Source organism: Ramlibacter rhizophilus, assembly GCF_004681965.1.
Taxonomy (GTDB): domain Bacteria; phylum Pseudomonadota; class Gammaproteobacteria; order Burkholderiales; family Burkholderiaceae_C; genus Ramlibacter; species Ramlibacter rhizophilus.
Window position 1 is genome coordinate 13799 of the sequence record NZ_SMLL01000009.1, and the last position, 15362, is coordinate 29160.

Sequence of the window (15362 nt, forward strand, 5' to 3'; positions counted from 1 at the left end):
AGCTTCCGTTATGAACGGCCCTGCATAGGCACCTTGAGCGGCAGCCCGGCAGCCGCGCGCATACTTCCCAGCCGTGCACAAAGTCGAACTGTCCTATGCGCTCGCCTCCCGGCCGGGCGGGCGCAACATCCGCAACCCGCTCATCGAGCTGCTGCAGGCGGTGCGCCAGCAGGGCTCCATCTCCGGCGCGGCGCGCGAACTCGGACAGTCCTACCGCCATGTCTGGGGCGAGCTGCGGCGCTGGGAGGCCGAGCTGCAGCGTGGGTTGGTAGTCTGGGAGAAGGGACAGCCGGCGCGCCTCACGCCCTTCGGCGAAAAGCTGCTCTGGGCAGAGCGCCAGGCGCAGGCCCGGCTCGCGCCGCAGATCGAGGCCCTGCACGCCGACCTGGAGCGCGCCTTCGCCGTCGTCTTCGACGACACCCACCAGGTCCTCACCCTCTATGCCAGCCACGACGAGGGCATCGCCGCCCTGCGCGAGCACGCCGCCGGCTGCGGGCTGCACCTGGACATCCGCTTCACCGGCAGCGTCGATGCCATCGCCGCGCTGAACGAGGGCCGCTGCACGCTGGCGGGCTTCCACACGCCGCCCTCGCCGGCCGCCGGCACCCTGGCGCAGCGCCACTACCAGCCGCTGCTCAAGCCCGGCCTGCACAAGATCATCGGCTTCGCACGCCGGCGTCAGGGGCTGGTGGTGGCGGCGGGCAATCCGCTGAAGATCGAATCGCTGGAGCAGGTCGCCCGCCTGGGGCTGCGCTACGTGAACCGTGCGCTGGGCACGGGCACGCGCCTGCTCGCGGAGCAGATGCTGCTGGACGCCGGGCTCTCGCCGCAGGCGGTGACGGGCTGGGACCGGGTGGAGCCCTCGCACACGGCCGTCGCCCTGTCGGTCGCTTCCGGCAACGCCGATGCGGGCCTGGGCATCGAGGCCGCGGCGCAGGGACAGGGGCTCGGTTTCGTGCCGCTCGTGAGCGAGGACTACTTCCTCGTGTGCCTCAAGTCCGCGCTGGACGAGCCGCCGATGCGCCTGCTGCGGGACATCCTCGCTGCGCCGGCTTGGCAGGCGCGCCTTTCCACCCTGCCCGGCTACGAGGCCGCGGGGAGCGGGAAGGTGCTGAGCCTGAGCGCGCAGTTGCCCTGGTGGCGGTTCAGGCAGAAGCGGGACTGAACGCTCAATCCCGCGCCTTGCGCGCGATGAGCCGGTCCGCGTACGCCTGCCAGGCGGCATCCTTGTCCAGCCCCTGGAACACGCCCGCCGCCGCCAGGTCCGCCACCCACTGCTGCTTGTCGGCGATGGCCGCCGTCATCAGCGGCTCGAAGCCCGCTTCACGCACGGTGTTCGCGGACTCGCGCATCTCCTCCGCGCGGCGCTGGCCGTGCTGGACCACGCGGCTGAAGAAGTAGGCGCCCTGCCTGGGCCAGTCGATGGAGGGGAAGGTCTCGGCCAGCGTGGGGAGCACGTGGTCTTCCACGCCGTAGGCCCGTGCCGTCGTGTAGCTCTCGATGACCAGGGCCTCCAGGCCCTTGATCATCACGCTGCGGCACATCTTGATCGCGCTGGCCACGCCCAGCTCCGTGGACACGGGCTTGGTGTCCAGTCCCCAGGCGGCCAGCACGGGCGCCAGGTCTAGCGCCTTCGCGCCTCCCAGCAGCATGGGCACGCGGATGCCATAAGGCGGCACGGAGGTCATCACACCGGCTTCCACGTAGTGCGCCCCCTTCGCCTCCACTGCCGCGGCGGCCTGCTGCTTGGTGCCGGGCGAGGCGGAGTTCAAATCCAGGAACACCGTGCCCGGACGCAGGAAGGCCGCTGCCTCCTGCGCCACGGCCAGGGTGTTGGACGCGGTGACGGCCGAGATGACCAGATCGCTGCGCTCGCACAGCGACTGCAGCGACTCGCAGGCCTGGACCCCGGCGGCGGCGGCGTGCGCACGCTCGACCTCGCGCTGCGCCGCCCCGGCCGCGAGCTTGAGGTCCCAGGCGCCGACCGACGCCACACCCGCCTGGCCGCACAGGCCAGCGGCGAAGATCTTGCCGACCTCGCCGTAGCCGACGAGGCCGATGTGGCGGATGTCCATGCCGCGCCCCCTTACTGCTTCGGGATGTTGGCCCGCTCGATCACGCCGCCCCAGCGCTTGATGTCGCTGGCCAGGCGCTGGCCGAGCTGCTGCGGGGTGCTGCCGCCCGGGTGCAGCGTGAGCTCGGTCAGCTTCTGCTTCACCTCGGGCTGGTTCAGGGCCTCGTTGATGGCTTTGTTCAACCGGTCGATGGCGGCCTGCGGCGTCTTGGCGGGAACGGCCAGGCCATTCCAGGAGGCGGCGTTGAAGTTGGCCAGCGGGCCACCGGTTTCGCGCGCCAGCGGCACGCCGGGCAACTTGGCCTCGGTCTTGTCCCCCAGCAGCGCCAGCGGACGCAGCGCCTTGCCGCTGATCTGGCCCATGAGCGGACCGACGATGTCCAGGCCCACGTCCACCTGCTGGCCGCGCAGCGCATTGATCAGGGCCGGCGTGCCGTTGAAGGGGACGATCTGCGCATCGATGCCGGCCGTGGACTTGAACAGCTCCGCCGCCAGGTGCTGGGTGGTCCCGAGCTGCGGGGTGCCGATGTTCAGCTTGCCCGGGTTTTCGCGCGCGTAGGCCAGCAGCTCGTTCAGGTTCTTGAAGCGGCTGTTGTCGGCCACGACCAGCGCCAGGTTGAAAGTGGCCAGCTCGGAGACCGGGGCGAAATCCTTGAGCGTGTCGAAGGGCAGCTTCTTGAACAGGGCTTCGCTCACGGCCGTGCCGCTGGAGACCAGCAGCATCGTGTGCCCGTCCGGCTCGGCGCGGGCGACGTACTCGCCCGCGATGACGCCGCCGGCGCCCGGCTTGTTCTCCACGATGACGGACTGCCCCAGCGGGCCGGAGATGGCCTGCGCGATGGTGCGCGCCGTGAGGTCGGCCGCGCCGCCGGGTGCGAGCGGCACGACGATGCGCACCGTCTTGCTCGGAAAGCTGCCCTGGGCGCCGGCCATAACCGGCAGCAGGATGGCACCACCGAGCGCGGCGGCGTGGAGAAGGAAGTCGCGGCGTTGTGTCATGTGTTGTCTACCTCAGAAGAACACCTGGATCAGGTACAGCGAAATGGAGGGGAAGAACAGCAGCAGGATGACCCGCAACACGTCCCAGGCCAGGAAGGGAAAGACACCCTTGTAGGTCTCCACCATGGGCACGTCCGGTGCGAGGTTGTTGACCACGTACACGTTCAGGCCCACGGGCGGGGCGATCAGCCCGATGCCCACCGTCATGAGGACGAGGATACCGAACCAGATCGCCTTGAGGTCGGGGGGCAGGCCCCACAGGTCCAGGCTCATGACGGCCGGGAAGATCACGGGAATGGTCAGCAGCAGCATGGACAGTTCGTCCATCACGCAGCCCAGGACCACGTAGAGCAGCAGCACGGCCGAGACCACCACCAGGGGTGAAACGGGCAGCGCCGTGACCCAGTCGGCCACGCGGGCCGGCATCTCCGTGAGCGCGAGCGTGGTGTTCATCATGTCCGCGCCCAGGAAGATGAGGAACACCATGGCGGTGGTCTCGGCGGTGGCGACCAGCGCCGTGACCATCGCCTTGCGGCCCAGCTCGCGCCGCAGCGCGCCAGCCACGAAAGTGAGCAGCGCGCCGATGGCTGCGCCTTCGGTGGGCGAGAAGATGCCGCCGTAGATGCCGCCGAAGACGATCAGGAAGATCGCCACGATCGGCCAGATGGACACCAGCGCCCGCGAGCGCTCGCTCCATGCCTGCGCCTGGCTGGGGGTGGCGAACTCGGGCCGAACCCGGCAGTACAGCGCCACGACCACGATGTAGCCCGCCATGGCCAGGAGGCCCGGGATCATGGCGGCGGCGAAGAGCTTGGCGATGTTCTGCTCGGTGAGGATGGCATAGACCACCAGCGGAACCGAGGGCGGAATCAGGATGCCCAGCGCGCCGCCCGTGGCCAGGGAGGCGGTGGACAGACGACCGTGGTAGCCGTGCCGCTTCATCTCGGGGTAGGCCACCTGCGTGATGGTGGCCGAGGTGGCCACCGACGAACCGCACACCGCGCCGAAGGCGGCGGCGCTCATGATCGCGGCCATGGCCAGGCCGCCGCGGATGTGCCCGATGAAGGCCGACGCCGCGCGGAACAGGTCACGGCTGAGCCCCCCCTGGGTCGCGAACTGCCCCATCAGGAGGAAGAGCGGGATCACGCTGAGCTCATACACCGTCAGGCGCGCCACGGCGCTGCCCTTGAGCAGGTTCAGCAGCGGGTCCGCGCCGGTGAGCGCGAAATAGCCGATGGCGCCGGGAATGAACATCGCCGCGGCGATGGGCACGCGAATGACCATGAGCGCCAGCATGCTGGCGAACATGACGAGGCCGATGGCGGTGGGGCTCATGCGGCGCTCCCTTCCAGCCGCGTCGGATCGAGCTGCGCGAAATGCATCCAGGCCTGGACCAGTGCCACCAGGCACGCCAGGCCGAGGCCGGGTGCCAGCGCGGCATACGACCACCACATCGGCAGGCCCAGGATCATGGTCGACTCGTAGGCCTCCATCACCGACACCGCGCCCACGCTGGTGCGCCAGGCCAGCAGCGCATACATGATGGCGAGCATCAGCGCACCGAATCCGTCGAGCCGGCGGATCGTCGGCGTGGCAAGCTTCTGGGTGAAGAAGTCCACGATGATGTTGGCACCCTTGAGCTGGCACCAGGGAATGCACAGCGAGATGGACAGCGCGATCCCCATCTGCGTGAGCTCCACGTCGCCCTGGATCGGCTCCAGCCAGATGGCCCGCCCCACCACGCTCCAGGTCACCATCACGGCAACGGCCAGGGCCGCGGCCGCGCCCAGCAGGGCGAACCACAGCGTCAAGGCCCTCAATGCTCTGAACATCTTCTCGAAACTCCTCGCGGACATGAAAAAGCCGGCCCTGCGGCCGGCATGCGGTCAGCGCCTTTGCGCCTGCACCACCTTACTTCTTGGCGTTGCCTTCACCCTTGTACTTGGCCAGCAGGTCCTGCGCGTCCTTGAGCATCTCCTTGCCGGGCAGGTTGCGGCGCTCCAGGTCCTTGACCCATTCCTCGTTGAGGCTGGCGCTGGCCTTCTGCCAGCGGTCGGTCTCGGCCGGCGAGAGCTGGATGAAGTTGTTGCCGCGGTCCACCGCCAGCTTGCGCGCCATCGGACGGCTCTCGTCCCAGACCTTGCCGATCTGGCGCGACAGCTGCGCGCCCGAGTTGTTGTCGATCACCTTCTTCAGGTCCGCGGGCAGGCTGTCGTACTTGGCCTGGTTCATCGCAAAGATGAAGCCGGCGGTGTAGAGCGCGGGATGGCCCGGGTCCGTCTCGGTGTGGTACTTGCTCATCTCGTGCAGCTTGAAGGCGGGGATCACCTCCCAGGGCAGCACATAGCCGTCGATGGTGCCCTTGGACAGGGCGTCGGCCACGCCGGTCACCGGCATGCCCACGGGCGTGGCGCCCAGCTTGCCGAGCAGCTTGTTGGTCTGGCGCGTGGGCGCGCGCATCTTCAGGCCGCGGAAGTCCTCGAGCTTGTTGACCGGCTTGGAGGAGGTGTGGACGAAGCCGGGGTCATGCACCCAGGTGGCCAGGATCTTGGTGCCGGGGAATTCGTCCTTGGCGTGCTTCTGGTAGAAGTCCCAGGACGCCTGCGCGCCCTGCTCGGCCGAGCTCACCATGAAGGGCAGCTCGAACACTTCCATCTTGGGGAAACGGCCCGCGGTGTAGCCAGGCAGCGTGACCACCAGGTCATCGACGCCGTCCTTCACGCGGTCCACCAGCTGGGGCGGGGTGCCGCCGCCGGACATGGCGGGCAGCAGCTGGCAGCGCATGCGGTTGTTGGACTCGGCGGCGATCTTGTCGCACCAGGGGCCGATCACCTTCTGCGGCGCCATGGCGGCCGTGGGCCAGATGTGGTGGAACTTCAGGACCACCTCCTGCGCAGCGGCCGAGCCGGCCAGCAGCGCGAAGGCCGCGGCGGCCGATGCTTTCACGAGGGATTGCTTCTTCATGGTGTCTCCAGGTTGTGGGAAAAGCGGTCCCGCAGGCCCCGCCACAGGCGCAAGGCCCACTGCAACGGGAGCGGATTGTGCTCCAAGTCCGAACGGATGCCTTGCACGGATCGACCGATCGGCATCAGGCGTTCTTGCGGATCAGACGCACGCCGGGCATCTGGTCCAGGTTGTGGCTGCGCACGGCGTCGCGCAGGTTGCGCTGGGCCAGGCGCGAGTGCTCTCGCATGATGGCCTCGGCGCGGCTGCCCGCGCGCTGCTCGATCGCCTCCAGCACCTGCCGGTGCTGGTCCTGGGCGACCACGAGCATGTCGCGCGCCTGGGGCGAGTCGGCCTGCAGGACCACGAAGGCCGAGGGCGAGGCGAAGGGCAGGCGCACCACGCGCTCGAGCTCGCGCGCCAGGGTGCCGCTGCCGGCCATCTCCGCCAGCAGCTGATGGAAGCGGGCATTGAGCGCCACGTAGCGGTGGAAGGCTTCGTCGTCCAGCACCGCACCGCGCAGCAGCGTGTCGATGCCTTCGATGCAGGCGCGCGCCTCGGCCAGCACCACCGACGGCACGCCGCGCTCGGCGGCCATGCGCGCGGCCAGCCCTTCGACGGTGCCGCGCAGCTCGATGGCGTCGATCACGTCGCGTTCCGAGAAGGTCCGCACCGCGTAGCCGCCGTTCGGAAGCGATTCGAGCAGCCCCTCCTGTTCCAGGCGCATGAGGGCCGCGCGGATCGGCGTGCGCGACATGCCCAGGCGTTCGACGATGGCCAGTTCGGCGATCCGCGCACCCGGCGCCAGCTCGCCGGCCAGCACCAGCTCCCGCAGTCGCAGGAGGGCCTTGACGGCTTGCGAGCCAGAGGGCTCGCCATCCGCAGCACGGGGATCGGCGCGTTCAAGCTGGGCTGACATGTATGCAATATAGCCGCACACAAAGCCCAAAAAGACGTTCAAGCCCCTCAAATTCGGTCAAACCTAGGGAATTCCCTAGCTCCATGTATACAGCGCGTATGCCGCCGCGGATAATCCGGCGCATTCCCCGACTCTCGACTGGACCGACATCATGTTTCCCAAGAACGCCTGGTACGTCGCCTGCACCCCCGACGAAATCGACAGCAAGCCCCTGGGCCGCATGGTCTGCGGCGAGCAGATCGTCTTCTACCGCGCCGAGGAGGGTCGGGTCGCCGCGCTGGAGGACTTCTGCCCGCACCGCGGCGCGCAACTGTCCCTGGGCCAGGTGTGCGAGGGCAAGCTGGTGTGCGGCTACCACGGCCTGGTGATGGGCTGCGATGGCAAGACCGTCTCCATGCCCGGCCAGCGCGTGGGAGGCTTTCCGGCCATCAAGTCCTACCCGGTGGTCGAGCGCTACGGCTTCATCTGGGTCTGGCCCGGCGACGCGGCCCAGGCCGACCCGGCGAAGATCCACCACCTGGAGTGGGCCGAGAACCCGGACTGGGCCTACGGCGGCGGCCTCTACCACGTCAACTGCGACTACCGCCTGATGATCGACAACCTGATGGACCTCACGCACGAGACCTACGTGCACACCACCAGCATCGGCCAGAAGGAAATCGACGAGACCCCGGTGAGCACCCGCTCGGAGGGCGAACACGTCATCACCAGCCGCTTCATGGATGGCGTCATGGCCCCGCCCTTCTGGCGCGCCAACCTGCGCGGCAACGGCCTGCCCGACGACCAGCCGGTGGACCGCTGGCAGGTGTGCCACTTCTACCCGCCCACGCACATCATGATCGAGGTCGGCGTGGCCCTGGCTGGCCATGGCGGCTACGACGCCGACCCGAAGTACAAGGCCTCCAGCATCGTGGTGGACTTCATCACGCCCGAGACCGAAACCTCCATGTGGTACTTCTGGGGCATGGCGCGCAACTTCAACGTCAAGGACCGCAACCTCACGGCCCAGATCCGCGAGGGACAGGGCAAGGTGTTCGCCGAGGACACCGCCGTGCTGGAGGCGCAGCAGCGCAATCTGCTCAAATACCCGGACCGGCGCCTGCTGATGCTCAACATCGACGCCGGTGGCGTGCAGTCCCGGCGCATCATCGACCGGCTGATCGCCCAGGAGCAGCAGCAAAATCAGCCTTCGATGAAACAAGCCGCCTGATGAATCCATGACCACCATGCAAGTGAAAGTCCTGCGCCGGCAGATGCAGGCCGAAGGGATCGACAGCTTCGAACTCGGCCGCGAGGACGGCGCCCCCCTGCCCGCCTTCAGCGCCGGCTCCCATATCGACATCCACCTGCCGGGCAACCTGATCCGGCAGTACTCGCTGTGCAACGACCAGGGCGAGACGCACCGCTACCGCATCGCCGTGCTGCGCGACCCGGCGTCCCGCGGCGGCAGCGTCGCCATGCACGAGCACATCAAGGAAGGCGACCTCGTCACCATCAGCGAGCCGCGCAACCACTTCGCGCTGGAACACGCCCCCCACACCCTGCTGCTGGCCGGCGGCATCGGCATCACGCCCCTGCTGTGCATGGCCCAGCGCCTGGGCACCTCGGGCGGCAGCTTCGAGCTGCACTACTGCACACGCTCCCCGGCGCGGACGGCTTTCCGGGACGAGGTCGCCGCCTTCGGCGAGCGCGCCCACCTGCACTACGACGACGGCGACGCGGCCCAGAAGCTGGACCTGCCCGCGGTCCTGGCGGCGCAGCCGGCCGGCGCCCGCCTGTACGTCTGCGGCCCGACCGGTTTCATCGACTTCGTCGTCAAGACGGCCAAGGAGCGCGGCTGGCCGGCCGACCGAATCCACCTGGAGTACTTCGGCGCCGCGCCGCAGGACACCACCGGCGACCAGGCCTTCGAGGTGCGCCTGGCCAGCACGGGCAAGGCCTACACCATCCCCGCCGACAAGAGCGTGACCGAGGCCCTGCACGAGCAGGGGGTGGAGATCCTGGTGTCCTGCGAACAGGGCGTGTGCGGGACCTGCATCACGCGCGTGCTCGAGGGCGAATGCGACCATCGCGACCTCTACTTCACCGACGAGGAGAAGGCTGCCAACGACCAGTTCACGCCCTGCTGCTCGCGGGCCAAGAGCAAGGTGCTGGTGCTGGATCTCTAAGGCGCTTCCTGGAGCAAGCACCACATCCCAAACCGTTCGGGCTGAGCCCTTCGACTATGCTCAGGACAGGCCTGTCGAAGCCCCTGCGCGAGACCACCACGCGAGCCCTTCGACAGGCTCAGGGCGAACGGATGTGTTTGACCCGGCATGTCTTTCTTCGCGGCTTCGGCCACGGTGGATACACGCTCAGGGCAAACGGATGCCCTTCAACCACAACAACCGAGGACGACAAACCATGATGCACCTGCCCGCCCGCTACGACCATGTCGGCAGCTTCCTTCGCCCCAAGTACCTGCTCGACGCGCGCGAGCGCAAGGCCCGGGGCGAGATCTCGCCCGAGCAGCTGCGCGAGGTCGAGGACAAGGCGATCGCGGAGATCGTGAAGTTCCAGCAGGACGTGGGCCTGAAAAGCATCACGGACGGGGAATTCCGCCGCACCTATTTCCACATCGACTTCCTGGAGCAGCTGGGCGGCGTCAAGACCGACATCCCGGTCACCATCCGGAAGGCCGACGGCACCGAGGAACTGGCCCCGCCGGTGATCCGCGTCACGGGCAAGGTGCGGCATGCCAAGGACATCCAGAAGGCCGACTTCGAATACCTCAAGTCGCAGGTGGCCGCCGGCTGCACGCCCAAGGTGACCATTCCCTCGCCGACCATGCTGCACTTCCGGGGCGGGCGCGCCGGCATCAGCAAGGAGGCCTATCCCGAGCTGGACCCGGCCTTCTACGACGACGTGGCCCAGGCCTATGGCGACGAGCTGAAGTCGCTCTACGACGCCGGCTGCCGCTACGTGCAGATGGACGACACCAACCTGGCCTACCTGTGCGACGAGAAGATGCGCGAGGCGGCCCGCCAGCGCGGCGATGATCCCAACGAGCTGCCGCACCGCTACGCGCAGTTCATCAACAAGGTCGTGGCCCGCAAGCCCGAGGGCATGCTGCTGGCCATGCACCTGTGCCGCGGCAACTTCAAGAGCACGCACGCGGCGGCCGGCAACTACGAGCCGGTGGCCGAGGCGCTGCTGTCGGAGATGAACATCGACGCCTTCTTCCTCGAGTACGACGACGAGCGCTCCGGCGACTTCCGGCCGCTGCGCTACCTCAAGCCCGGCAAGACCGTGGTGCTGGGCCTGGTGACCACCAAGTTCGGCGAGCTGGAGGACAAGGACGCCCTCAAGCGCCGCATCGACGAGGCCGCGAAGTACGCGCCCATGGAGCAGCTGGCGCTGTCGCCGCAGTGCGGCTTCTCCAGCACCGTGCACGGCAACAACATTGCCGTCGAAGCGCAGCGCACCAAGCTGCGGCTGGTGATCGAGACGGCGCAGGAGATGTGGGGCGCCGCCTGAGCTTGCGCGCCTTGCGCGCCGCCGCGCTGGCCATCGCCAGCGGGGCTGCTTATGGGCACGAAGTCCCCGGCCTCGCGCCGCATCACTGGTGGCAGGCCTGGAGCCAGGAGGCCTGGCTCTGGGCGCTCTGGTGGCTTCCCGGCCTGCTGGTGATCGCCGGCATCGCCCGCCTGTGGCGCAATGCCGGCATCGGCGCGGGGATGAGCCGTACGCAGGCCGCCTGCTTCCTGGCCGGCTGGATCGCACTGGGCCTGTCCATCCTCTCGCCGCTCGACGCCGTGGGCGAAGAACTCTTCTGGGTCCACATGGTGCAGCACGAAGTGGTGCTGCTGGTGGTCGCGCCGCTGCTGGTGCTCTCGCGGCCCCTGGGACCGCTGGTCTGGGGCCTGCCCGCGGCATGGCGACCGGGCGCGGCCGGCCTGGCACGCGGACTGGGCCTGGCCTGGGCCATGCGCGTGCTGACCCGGCCCGCGACGGCCTGGTGGGTGCACGCGCTGGTGCTGTGGGCCTGGCATGCGCCCGTCCTGTTCCAGGCGGCCCTGCGCCGCGCCTGGGTGCACGACCTGCAGCACGCCAGCTTTCTCATCGCCTCGCTGGTCTTCTGGTGGGCGCTGTTCCAGAGCCATGGCGGCCGGCAACGCCAGGGGGTGGCGGTGTTCTACCTCTTCACCACGCTGCTGCACACCTCGGCCCTGGGGGCGCTGATGACGTTCTCGCGCCAGGCCTGGTACCCGCTGTACGCGCAGACCGCCCCGGCCTGGGGCTTCAGCGCCGTGGAAGACCAGCAGCTGGGCGGCCTGATCATGTGGGTGCCGGGCGGCATGGTGTTCCTGGCGGCAGCCCTGGCGCTCTTCGTCGCCTGGCTGCAGGGGCCGGCGCCGCGGGGCGCAACCCGCTGAGACGCCTCAGGCGCGCTTGACGCCCAGGGTGGCGGCGTGCAGCGCGCGCTCGCCGGGGTGGACATCGAGCGGCCGCGGCGAAGCGGCGCGCGTCGAGGCAGGCGGTGCCGCAGCACGCGCGTCGTCCTGGCACAGCGCCTGGATCACGCGGCGACGCACGGGCGCCTCCACGTCCACCGGGAACTTGCGCGCGAAAAAGGCCGGCTGCTCGCGCAGCAGGTTCAGATCCTGCTCCTGCAGGAGCCCCGCGTGGGCTTCATCGAAGCGGTGCACGTAATGGTTGCTCGGGCCCCTGCTGCGGCCCGCCGCCTGCATCAGCAGCGTGGGCAGCAGGAACTCCTCGGCGATGCGCAGTCGGCTGAAGTAATCGCGCAGCTGCGGCTTCGCGAATTCATCCACCAGCGCCTCCACGACGCGGCGGCGCGCGCCGAACCAGGCCGAGCCGTAGTAGGGGCGCAGGTCCTCGCCGAAGGGATGGCGGCCAATGGCCGGATGGCTCAGGGCGTGCACCAGGCCCCGGGCGGCCAAGGGCAGCACGCCTGCGCGGCCGCCGCTTCGCAGCCAGATGCCGGCCTCGTCACGCCGGTCGTGCTCGGGCCCGAAGTACTCCATGCTCAGGCGCCGCGCGACCCGGTGGCGCAGGCTGGCTTCGGGCGTGAAGGCGCGGTAGCCCACCGACATGAGGGCATCCCGGTCGGCCAGCAGGTCGATGCAGTCGAAGTGCGCCTCCTCGGGCCCGCCCACGTGGGCCTCGAAGTGCGCCATCGACTTGATCGGCAGGCAGCTCGGGCTGAGCAGCTGCAGGTAGTCGAACTCAAGTTCGCGGCAGGCGTGGCGCAGCGTGTGGAAGATGCCCTCCACGAAGCCGAACACCGCCCAGCCCGTGCGCATCGGCTCCGGCACGAAGACCACGTTGGGCGCCGACAGGGGAAAGTCGGGCTGCTGCGAGAAGTCGTGATGGACGAGCACGGTGTGCGGCGCCAGCGCCATCGCGAGCTCATCGACCGCGGCGACGGGCGCCACCGCGGACATGAGGGCAAACACGATGCGCGGGCGACGGCGCTCGTCGTCCGGACGCGAACTGGGCTCCACGTGGTCTCCGTCGTCGGTCAGTGGGTCCAGAAGAAGCGGTCGTCGATCTGGCCGGTGCTGGACAGGTAGCGCAGCTGCTTCAGGCGGGTGAAGGGGCGGGCATTGAAGCCGGACTCGTCGAGCTGGATGCGGCTGAACACCTCGTGCAGCTGGCGGGCGCCGCGCCGCGCGTCCCAGGCACAGCGGAAGCCGGGCAGCTGCGCGTGGATCTTGGCGAAGCTCACGCGGTAGCTGCGGTTGTCCGCACCGGAGGCTCCGAAGCTCAGCTCGCAGCTGGGGAAGACCTCGGCCACGATCTCCGCGATTTCGCGCACCTGGTAGTTGTCGGCGTCATGGCCGACGTTGAAGACCTGGTTGTGGATGGCATCGCGCGGCGCCTCCACCGCGCAGGCAAGGGCCTCGCAGATGTCCAGCACGTGCACCAGCGGGCGCCAGGGCGTGCCGTCGCTGGTCATGGCGATCTTGCCGCTGGTGGCGGCGATGCCGCACAGGTTGTTCAGCACGATGTCGAAGCGCATGCGCGGCGAGGCGCCGTAGGCGGTCGCATTGCGCAGGAAGGTGGGCGAGAAATGATCGCCCGCCATGGCCCCCACGTCGCGCTCGACCAGCGTCTTGCATTTGGCATAGGCCGTCTGCGGGTTGGTGGCCGAGGTCTCGGTCATGGGCGCGCCGCCGTCGGCCACGCCATAGACGCTGCACGAAGAGGTATAGATGAAGCGCGAGATGCCCGAGGCGCGGGCCATCTCGGCCAGGCGGACCGAGGCCTTGTGGTTGATCTCGTAGGTGAGCTCCGGCACGTTCTCGCCCAAGGGGTCGTTGGACAGCTCCGCCAGGTGCAGCACCGCGTCCACGCCCTGCAGGTCTTCCGGCGTGACCTGCCGGATGTCACGGATGATCAGGCGCGGGAACTGGGGCACCAGGCTGCGGTCGCTGAACAGCCACCCGTCACGGTAATAGCCGGTGTCCAGGCCGACCACCTCGTGCCCTCGTGCCATCAGGTAGGGAGCGAGCAGGCAGCCGATGTAGCCCTCGACGCCGGTGACGAGCAGTTTCATGAAGTCCTCGATTCTTGGTGGTGTGCGTACTGCGGGAAGAAGCGCTCGATCTGCTCGCGCCAGAGCTGGTCGCACAGGCGCCCGGGCGGCAGCTCGACGTCGTCGAAGCTGAGCACCTCGTCGCGCGCGACGGCGCGCTTGAGGCGGCAGCCCTCGGCCAGGCCGATGGGCAGCAGGTTTTGGCGACGCGCGGTGTCCGCGTTCTCGGCCAGGCCGTAGGTCATGTACTCGCCCAGGCCGTCCAGCACCGCGCCGGCTTCCAGCGCCGTCTTGGCGGTGGCGACCACCTCCACCAGGGGCCCCGCCAGCGGTGCGAGCGCCGCATCGCCGAACAGCACCGCGCGCGCCACCGTGTTGGGCGCCTCGAAGTGGCACAGGTGGTAGGGCGTGTAGAAGCAGTAGAGCGGCCCCTTGCCGAGCTTGTACAGGTCCAGGTAGTGGCGCTGCTGCGGATGGTCGTGCGTGCCCAGCACATAGACCCCCGGGCCGGGCATGGCGCCGACCACGTAGTCCACGATGCCCGGGCCTTCGAGCAGGTCCTCGAGCGGGTACAGCTCCACCGCCTGCTGGATGGGGGTTCCGGCAGGCACCGTGGGGCCGTGCATGCCGCGCCGCGCCACGCGCATGCCGGTGCCGTTGGCGACGATGGCGTTCTCGAAGGAGATCTTGGTGCCATCCGCGAAGGAGGTCACCATCGCCGGGTTCTGTCCCCACTGCTTGGCGAAGCCCGCCTGCGTGGTGGGATTGCGGTAGGGGTCGTGCAGGCCCTTGATGTTGCCGCACAGGACCGGCCTGACGCCGATGCCCTTGACGAAGCGGTACAGGTTCATCATGACGCCGGGCTGGTCGCCGTCGGCGCTGGTGAGCACCACGCCGGCGCGGTCGGCGTAGGTCTTGAGGATGGGGCCGATGGTCCCGTCCACCTCCGCGTTCATCAGGATGACGTGCTTGCCGTGGCGGATCGCCTCCAGCGCGACGGCAGCGGCCCGCTCGATGGTGCCGGTGACTTCGACGATGGCGTCGATGCCCTCGGCCCGGCACAGGAGCAGCGGGTCGTCGGTGATGGCCGGCGTGCCGGCAGCGACGCACTGCTCCAGCGCCGCCACCGAATCCACCGTGCGCACCCCGGCGATATCCGCCTCCCGGTAGGCGCGCGCCGCGGTCTCCAGCGTGCGGTTGGCGATGGCGGCCACCCGCATGCCGGGCACCGAGAGCGCGACCTGCAGCACGATGCCACGCGCCATGAAGCCCGCGCCGACCAGGCCGATGCGGATGGGGCGCCCTTCCTGGGCGCGTCGTTCCAATGCCTTGTCGACCAGGATCACTGGGCCTCCCGCTGGTAGTCCGGCCAGTTGCGGTCCTTGTCGGACATGTCGATCACCGGCACCGGCCACTCGATGCCGAAGGCCGGGTCGTCCCAGCGGGCGCCGCCTTCGGATTCGGGGGCGTAGAAGGCCGAGACCTGGTAGGTGACGGCGGCATCGTCGGTGAGCGACACGAAGCCGTGCGCGAAGCCCTTGGGCACCAGCAGCATGCGGCCGTTGTCCTCGCTCAGCTCGGCGCCGAACCACTGGCAATAGGTGGGGGACTGCGGCCGCAGATCGACGATGCAGTCCCAGATGGCGCCGCGCGCGCAGCGCACCAGCTTGTCCTCGGCGTTGGGCGCGTGCTGGAAGTGCATGCCCCGGACGGTGCCGGCGCGGCGCGTGAGCGACAGGTTGGTCTGCACCATGCGCGTGGGCAGGCCGCGGGCGGCGAACTCGCGCTCGCAGTACACGCGGGCGAACCAGCCGCGCGCGTCCTGGCGCCGCTCGGGTTCGACCAGCGTCGCGCCGGAAAGATAGACGGGCGTGAAGATCATGCGG

15 protein-coding genes are annotated in these 15362 nt (G+C 69.1%); 5 read left to right on the forward strand and 10 right to left on the reverse strand.

The features are described from left to right. Positions 1-73 precede the first annotated feature (73 nt). Positions 74-1165 carry a substrate-binding domain-containing protein gene (locus EZ242_RS20275; protein WP_135287034.1) on the forward strand — a complete coding sequence of 364 codons (1092 nt, stop codon included), beginning with the start codon at positions 74-76 and terminating at the stop codon, positions 1163-1165. Positions 1166-1169: 4 nt separating this feature from the next. Here the strand turns inward: EZ242_RS20275 and EZ242_RS20280 are convergent, their stop codons facing one another. From EZ242_RS20280 to EZ242_RS20305, 6 genes are all read right to left on the reverse strand, one after another. Beyond that, positions 1170-2075 (reverse strand): NAD(P)-dependent oxidoreductase, encoded by a 906-nt coding sequence (locus EZ242_RS20280; RefSeq protein ID WP_135287035.1) that lies wholly within the window; start codon positions 2073-2075, stop codon positions 1170-1172. An 11-nt stretch (positions 2076-2086) separates the two neighbouring features. Further along, on the reverse strand, positions 2087-3073 hold the full coding sequence (locus EZ242_RS20285) for a Bug family tripartite tricarboxylate transporter substrate binding protein (RefSeq protein ID WP_135287036.1): 987 nt from the start codon (positions 3071-3073) through the stop codon (positions 2087-2089). Positions 3074-3085: 12 nt separating this feature from the next. Continuing rightward, positions 3086-4408, reverse strand: a complete 1323-nt coding sequence (locus tag EZ242_RS20290) for a TRAP transporter large permease (RefSeq protein ID WP_135287037.1) — start codon at positions 4406-4408, stop codon at positions 3086-3088. Then, on the reverse strand, positions 4405-4884 hold the full coding sequence (locus EZ242_RS20295; RefSeq protein WP_240787181.1) for a TRAP transporter small permease: 480 nt from the start codon (positions 4882-4884) through the stop codon (positions 4405-4407). The genes EZ242_RS20290 and EZ242_RS20295 overlap by 4 nt, the downstream gene beginning before the upstream one ends. Before the next feature lie 100 nt (positions 4885-4984). Then, entirely contained in the window at positions 4985-6037 is a 1053-nt protein-coding gene (locus tag EZ242_RS20300) for a TRAP transporter substrate-binding protein (protein ID WP_135287039.1), read from the reverse strand. 124 nt (positions 6038-6161) lie between these two features. Then, complete coding sequence (locus EZ242_RS20305) at positions 6162-6935, reverse strand: GntR family transcriptional regulator (protein ID WP_135287040.1); 774 nt, start codon at positions 6933-6935, stop codon at positions 6162-6164. 151 nt (positions 6936-7086) lie between these two features. Here EZ242_RS20305 and EZ242_RS20310 point away from each other — a divergent pair, with 151 nt between their 5' ends. The 4 genes from EZ242_RS20310 (at position 7087) to EZ242_RS20325 (ending at position 11350) form a co-directional block, all read left to right on the forward strand. Continuing rightward, complete coding sequence (locus EZ242_RS20310) at positions 7087-8145, forward strand: aromatic ring-hydroxylating dioxygenase subunit alpha (protein WP_135287041.1); 1059 nt, start codon at positions 7087-7089, stop codon at positions 8143-8145. Between the two features lie 7 nt (positions 8146-8152). Next, a complete protein-coding gene (locus EZ242_RS20315) occupies positions 8153-9103 on the forward strand; it encodes a PDR/VanB family oxidoreductase (RefSeq protein WP_135287042.1) in 951 nt (316 codons plus the stop codon). 235 nt (positions 9104-9338) lie between these two features. Then, entirely contained in the window at positions 9339-10451 is a 1113-nt protein-coding gene (locus tag EZ242_RS20320) for a 5-methyltetrahydropteroyltriglutamate--homocysteine S-methyltransferase (RefSeq protein ID WP_135287043.1), read from the forward strand. Between the two features lie 11 nt (positions 10452-10462). Beyond that, the gene (locus EZ242_RS20325; RefSeq protein ID WP_167784901.1) at positions 10463-11350 is read left to right on the forward strand and encodes a cytochrome c oxidase assembly protein; all 888 of its coding nucleotides are present in this window, start codon (positions 10463-10465) and stop codon (positions 11348-11350) included. Positions 11351-11356: 6 nt separating this feature from the next. Here the strand turns inward: EZ242_RS20325 and EZ242_RS20330 are convergent, their stop codons facing one another. From EZ242_RS20330 to rfbC, 4 genes are read right to left on the reverse strand one after another with little or no spacing between them, the layout of a single operon-like run. Then, entirely contained in the window at positions 11357-12442 is a 1086-nt protein-coding gene (locus EZ242_RS20330) for a core-2/I-branching beta-1,6-N-acetylglucosaminyltransferase family protein (RefSeq protein WP_135287045.1), read from the reverse strand. A gap of 17 nt (positions 12443-12459) precedes the next feature. Continuing rightward, positions 12460-13497 carry an NAD-dependent epimerase/dehydratase family protein gene (locus EZ242_RS20335; RefSeq protein ID WP_135287046.1) on the reverse strand — a complete coding sequence of 346 codons (1038 nt, stop codon included), beginning with the start codon at positions 13495-13497 and terminating at the stop codon, positions 12460-12462. Further along, positions 13494-14822, reverse strand: a complete 1329-nt coding sequence (locus EZ242_RS20340) for an NAD(P)H-dependent oxidoreductase (RefSeq protein ID WP_135287047.1) — start codon at positions 14820-14822, stop codon at positions 13494-13496. The genes EZ242_RS20335 and EZ242_RS20340 overlap by 4 nt, the downstream gene beginning before the upstream one ends. Continuing rightward, a complete protein-coding gene (rfbC, locus tag EZ242_RS20345) occupies positions 14819-15358 on the reverse strand; it encodes a dTDP-4-dehydrorhamnose 3,5-epimerase (protein WP_135287048.1) in 540 nt (179 codons plus the stop codon). Before rfbC ends, EZ242_RS20340 begins: the two co-directional genes overlap by 4 nt. Positions 15359-15362: the final 4 nt, after the last annotated feature.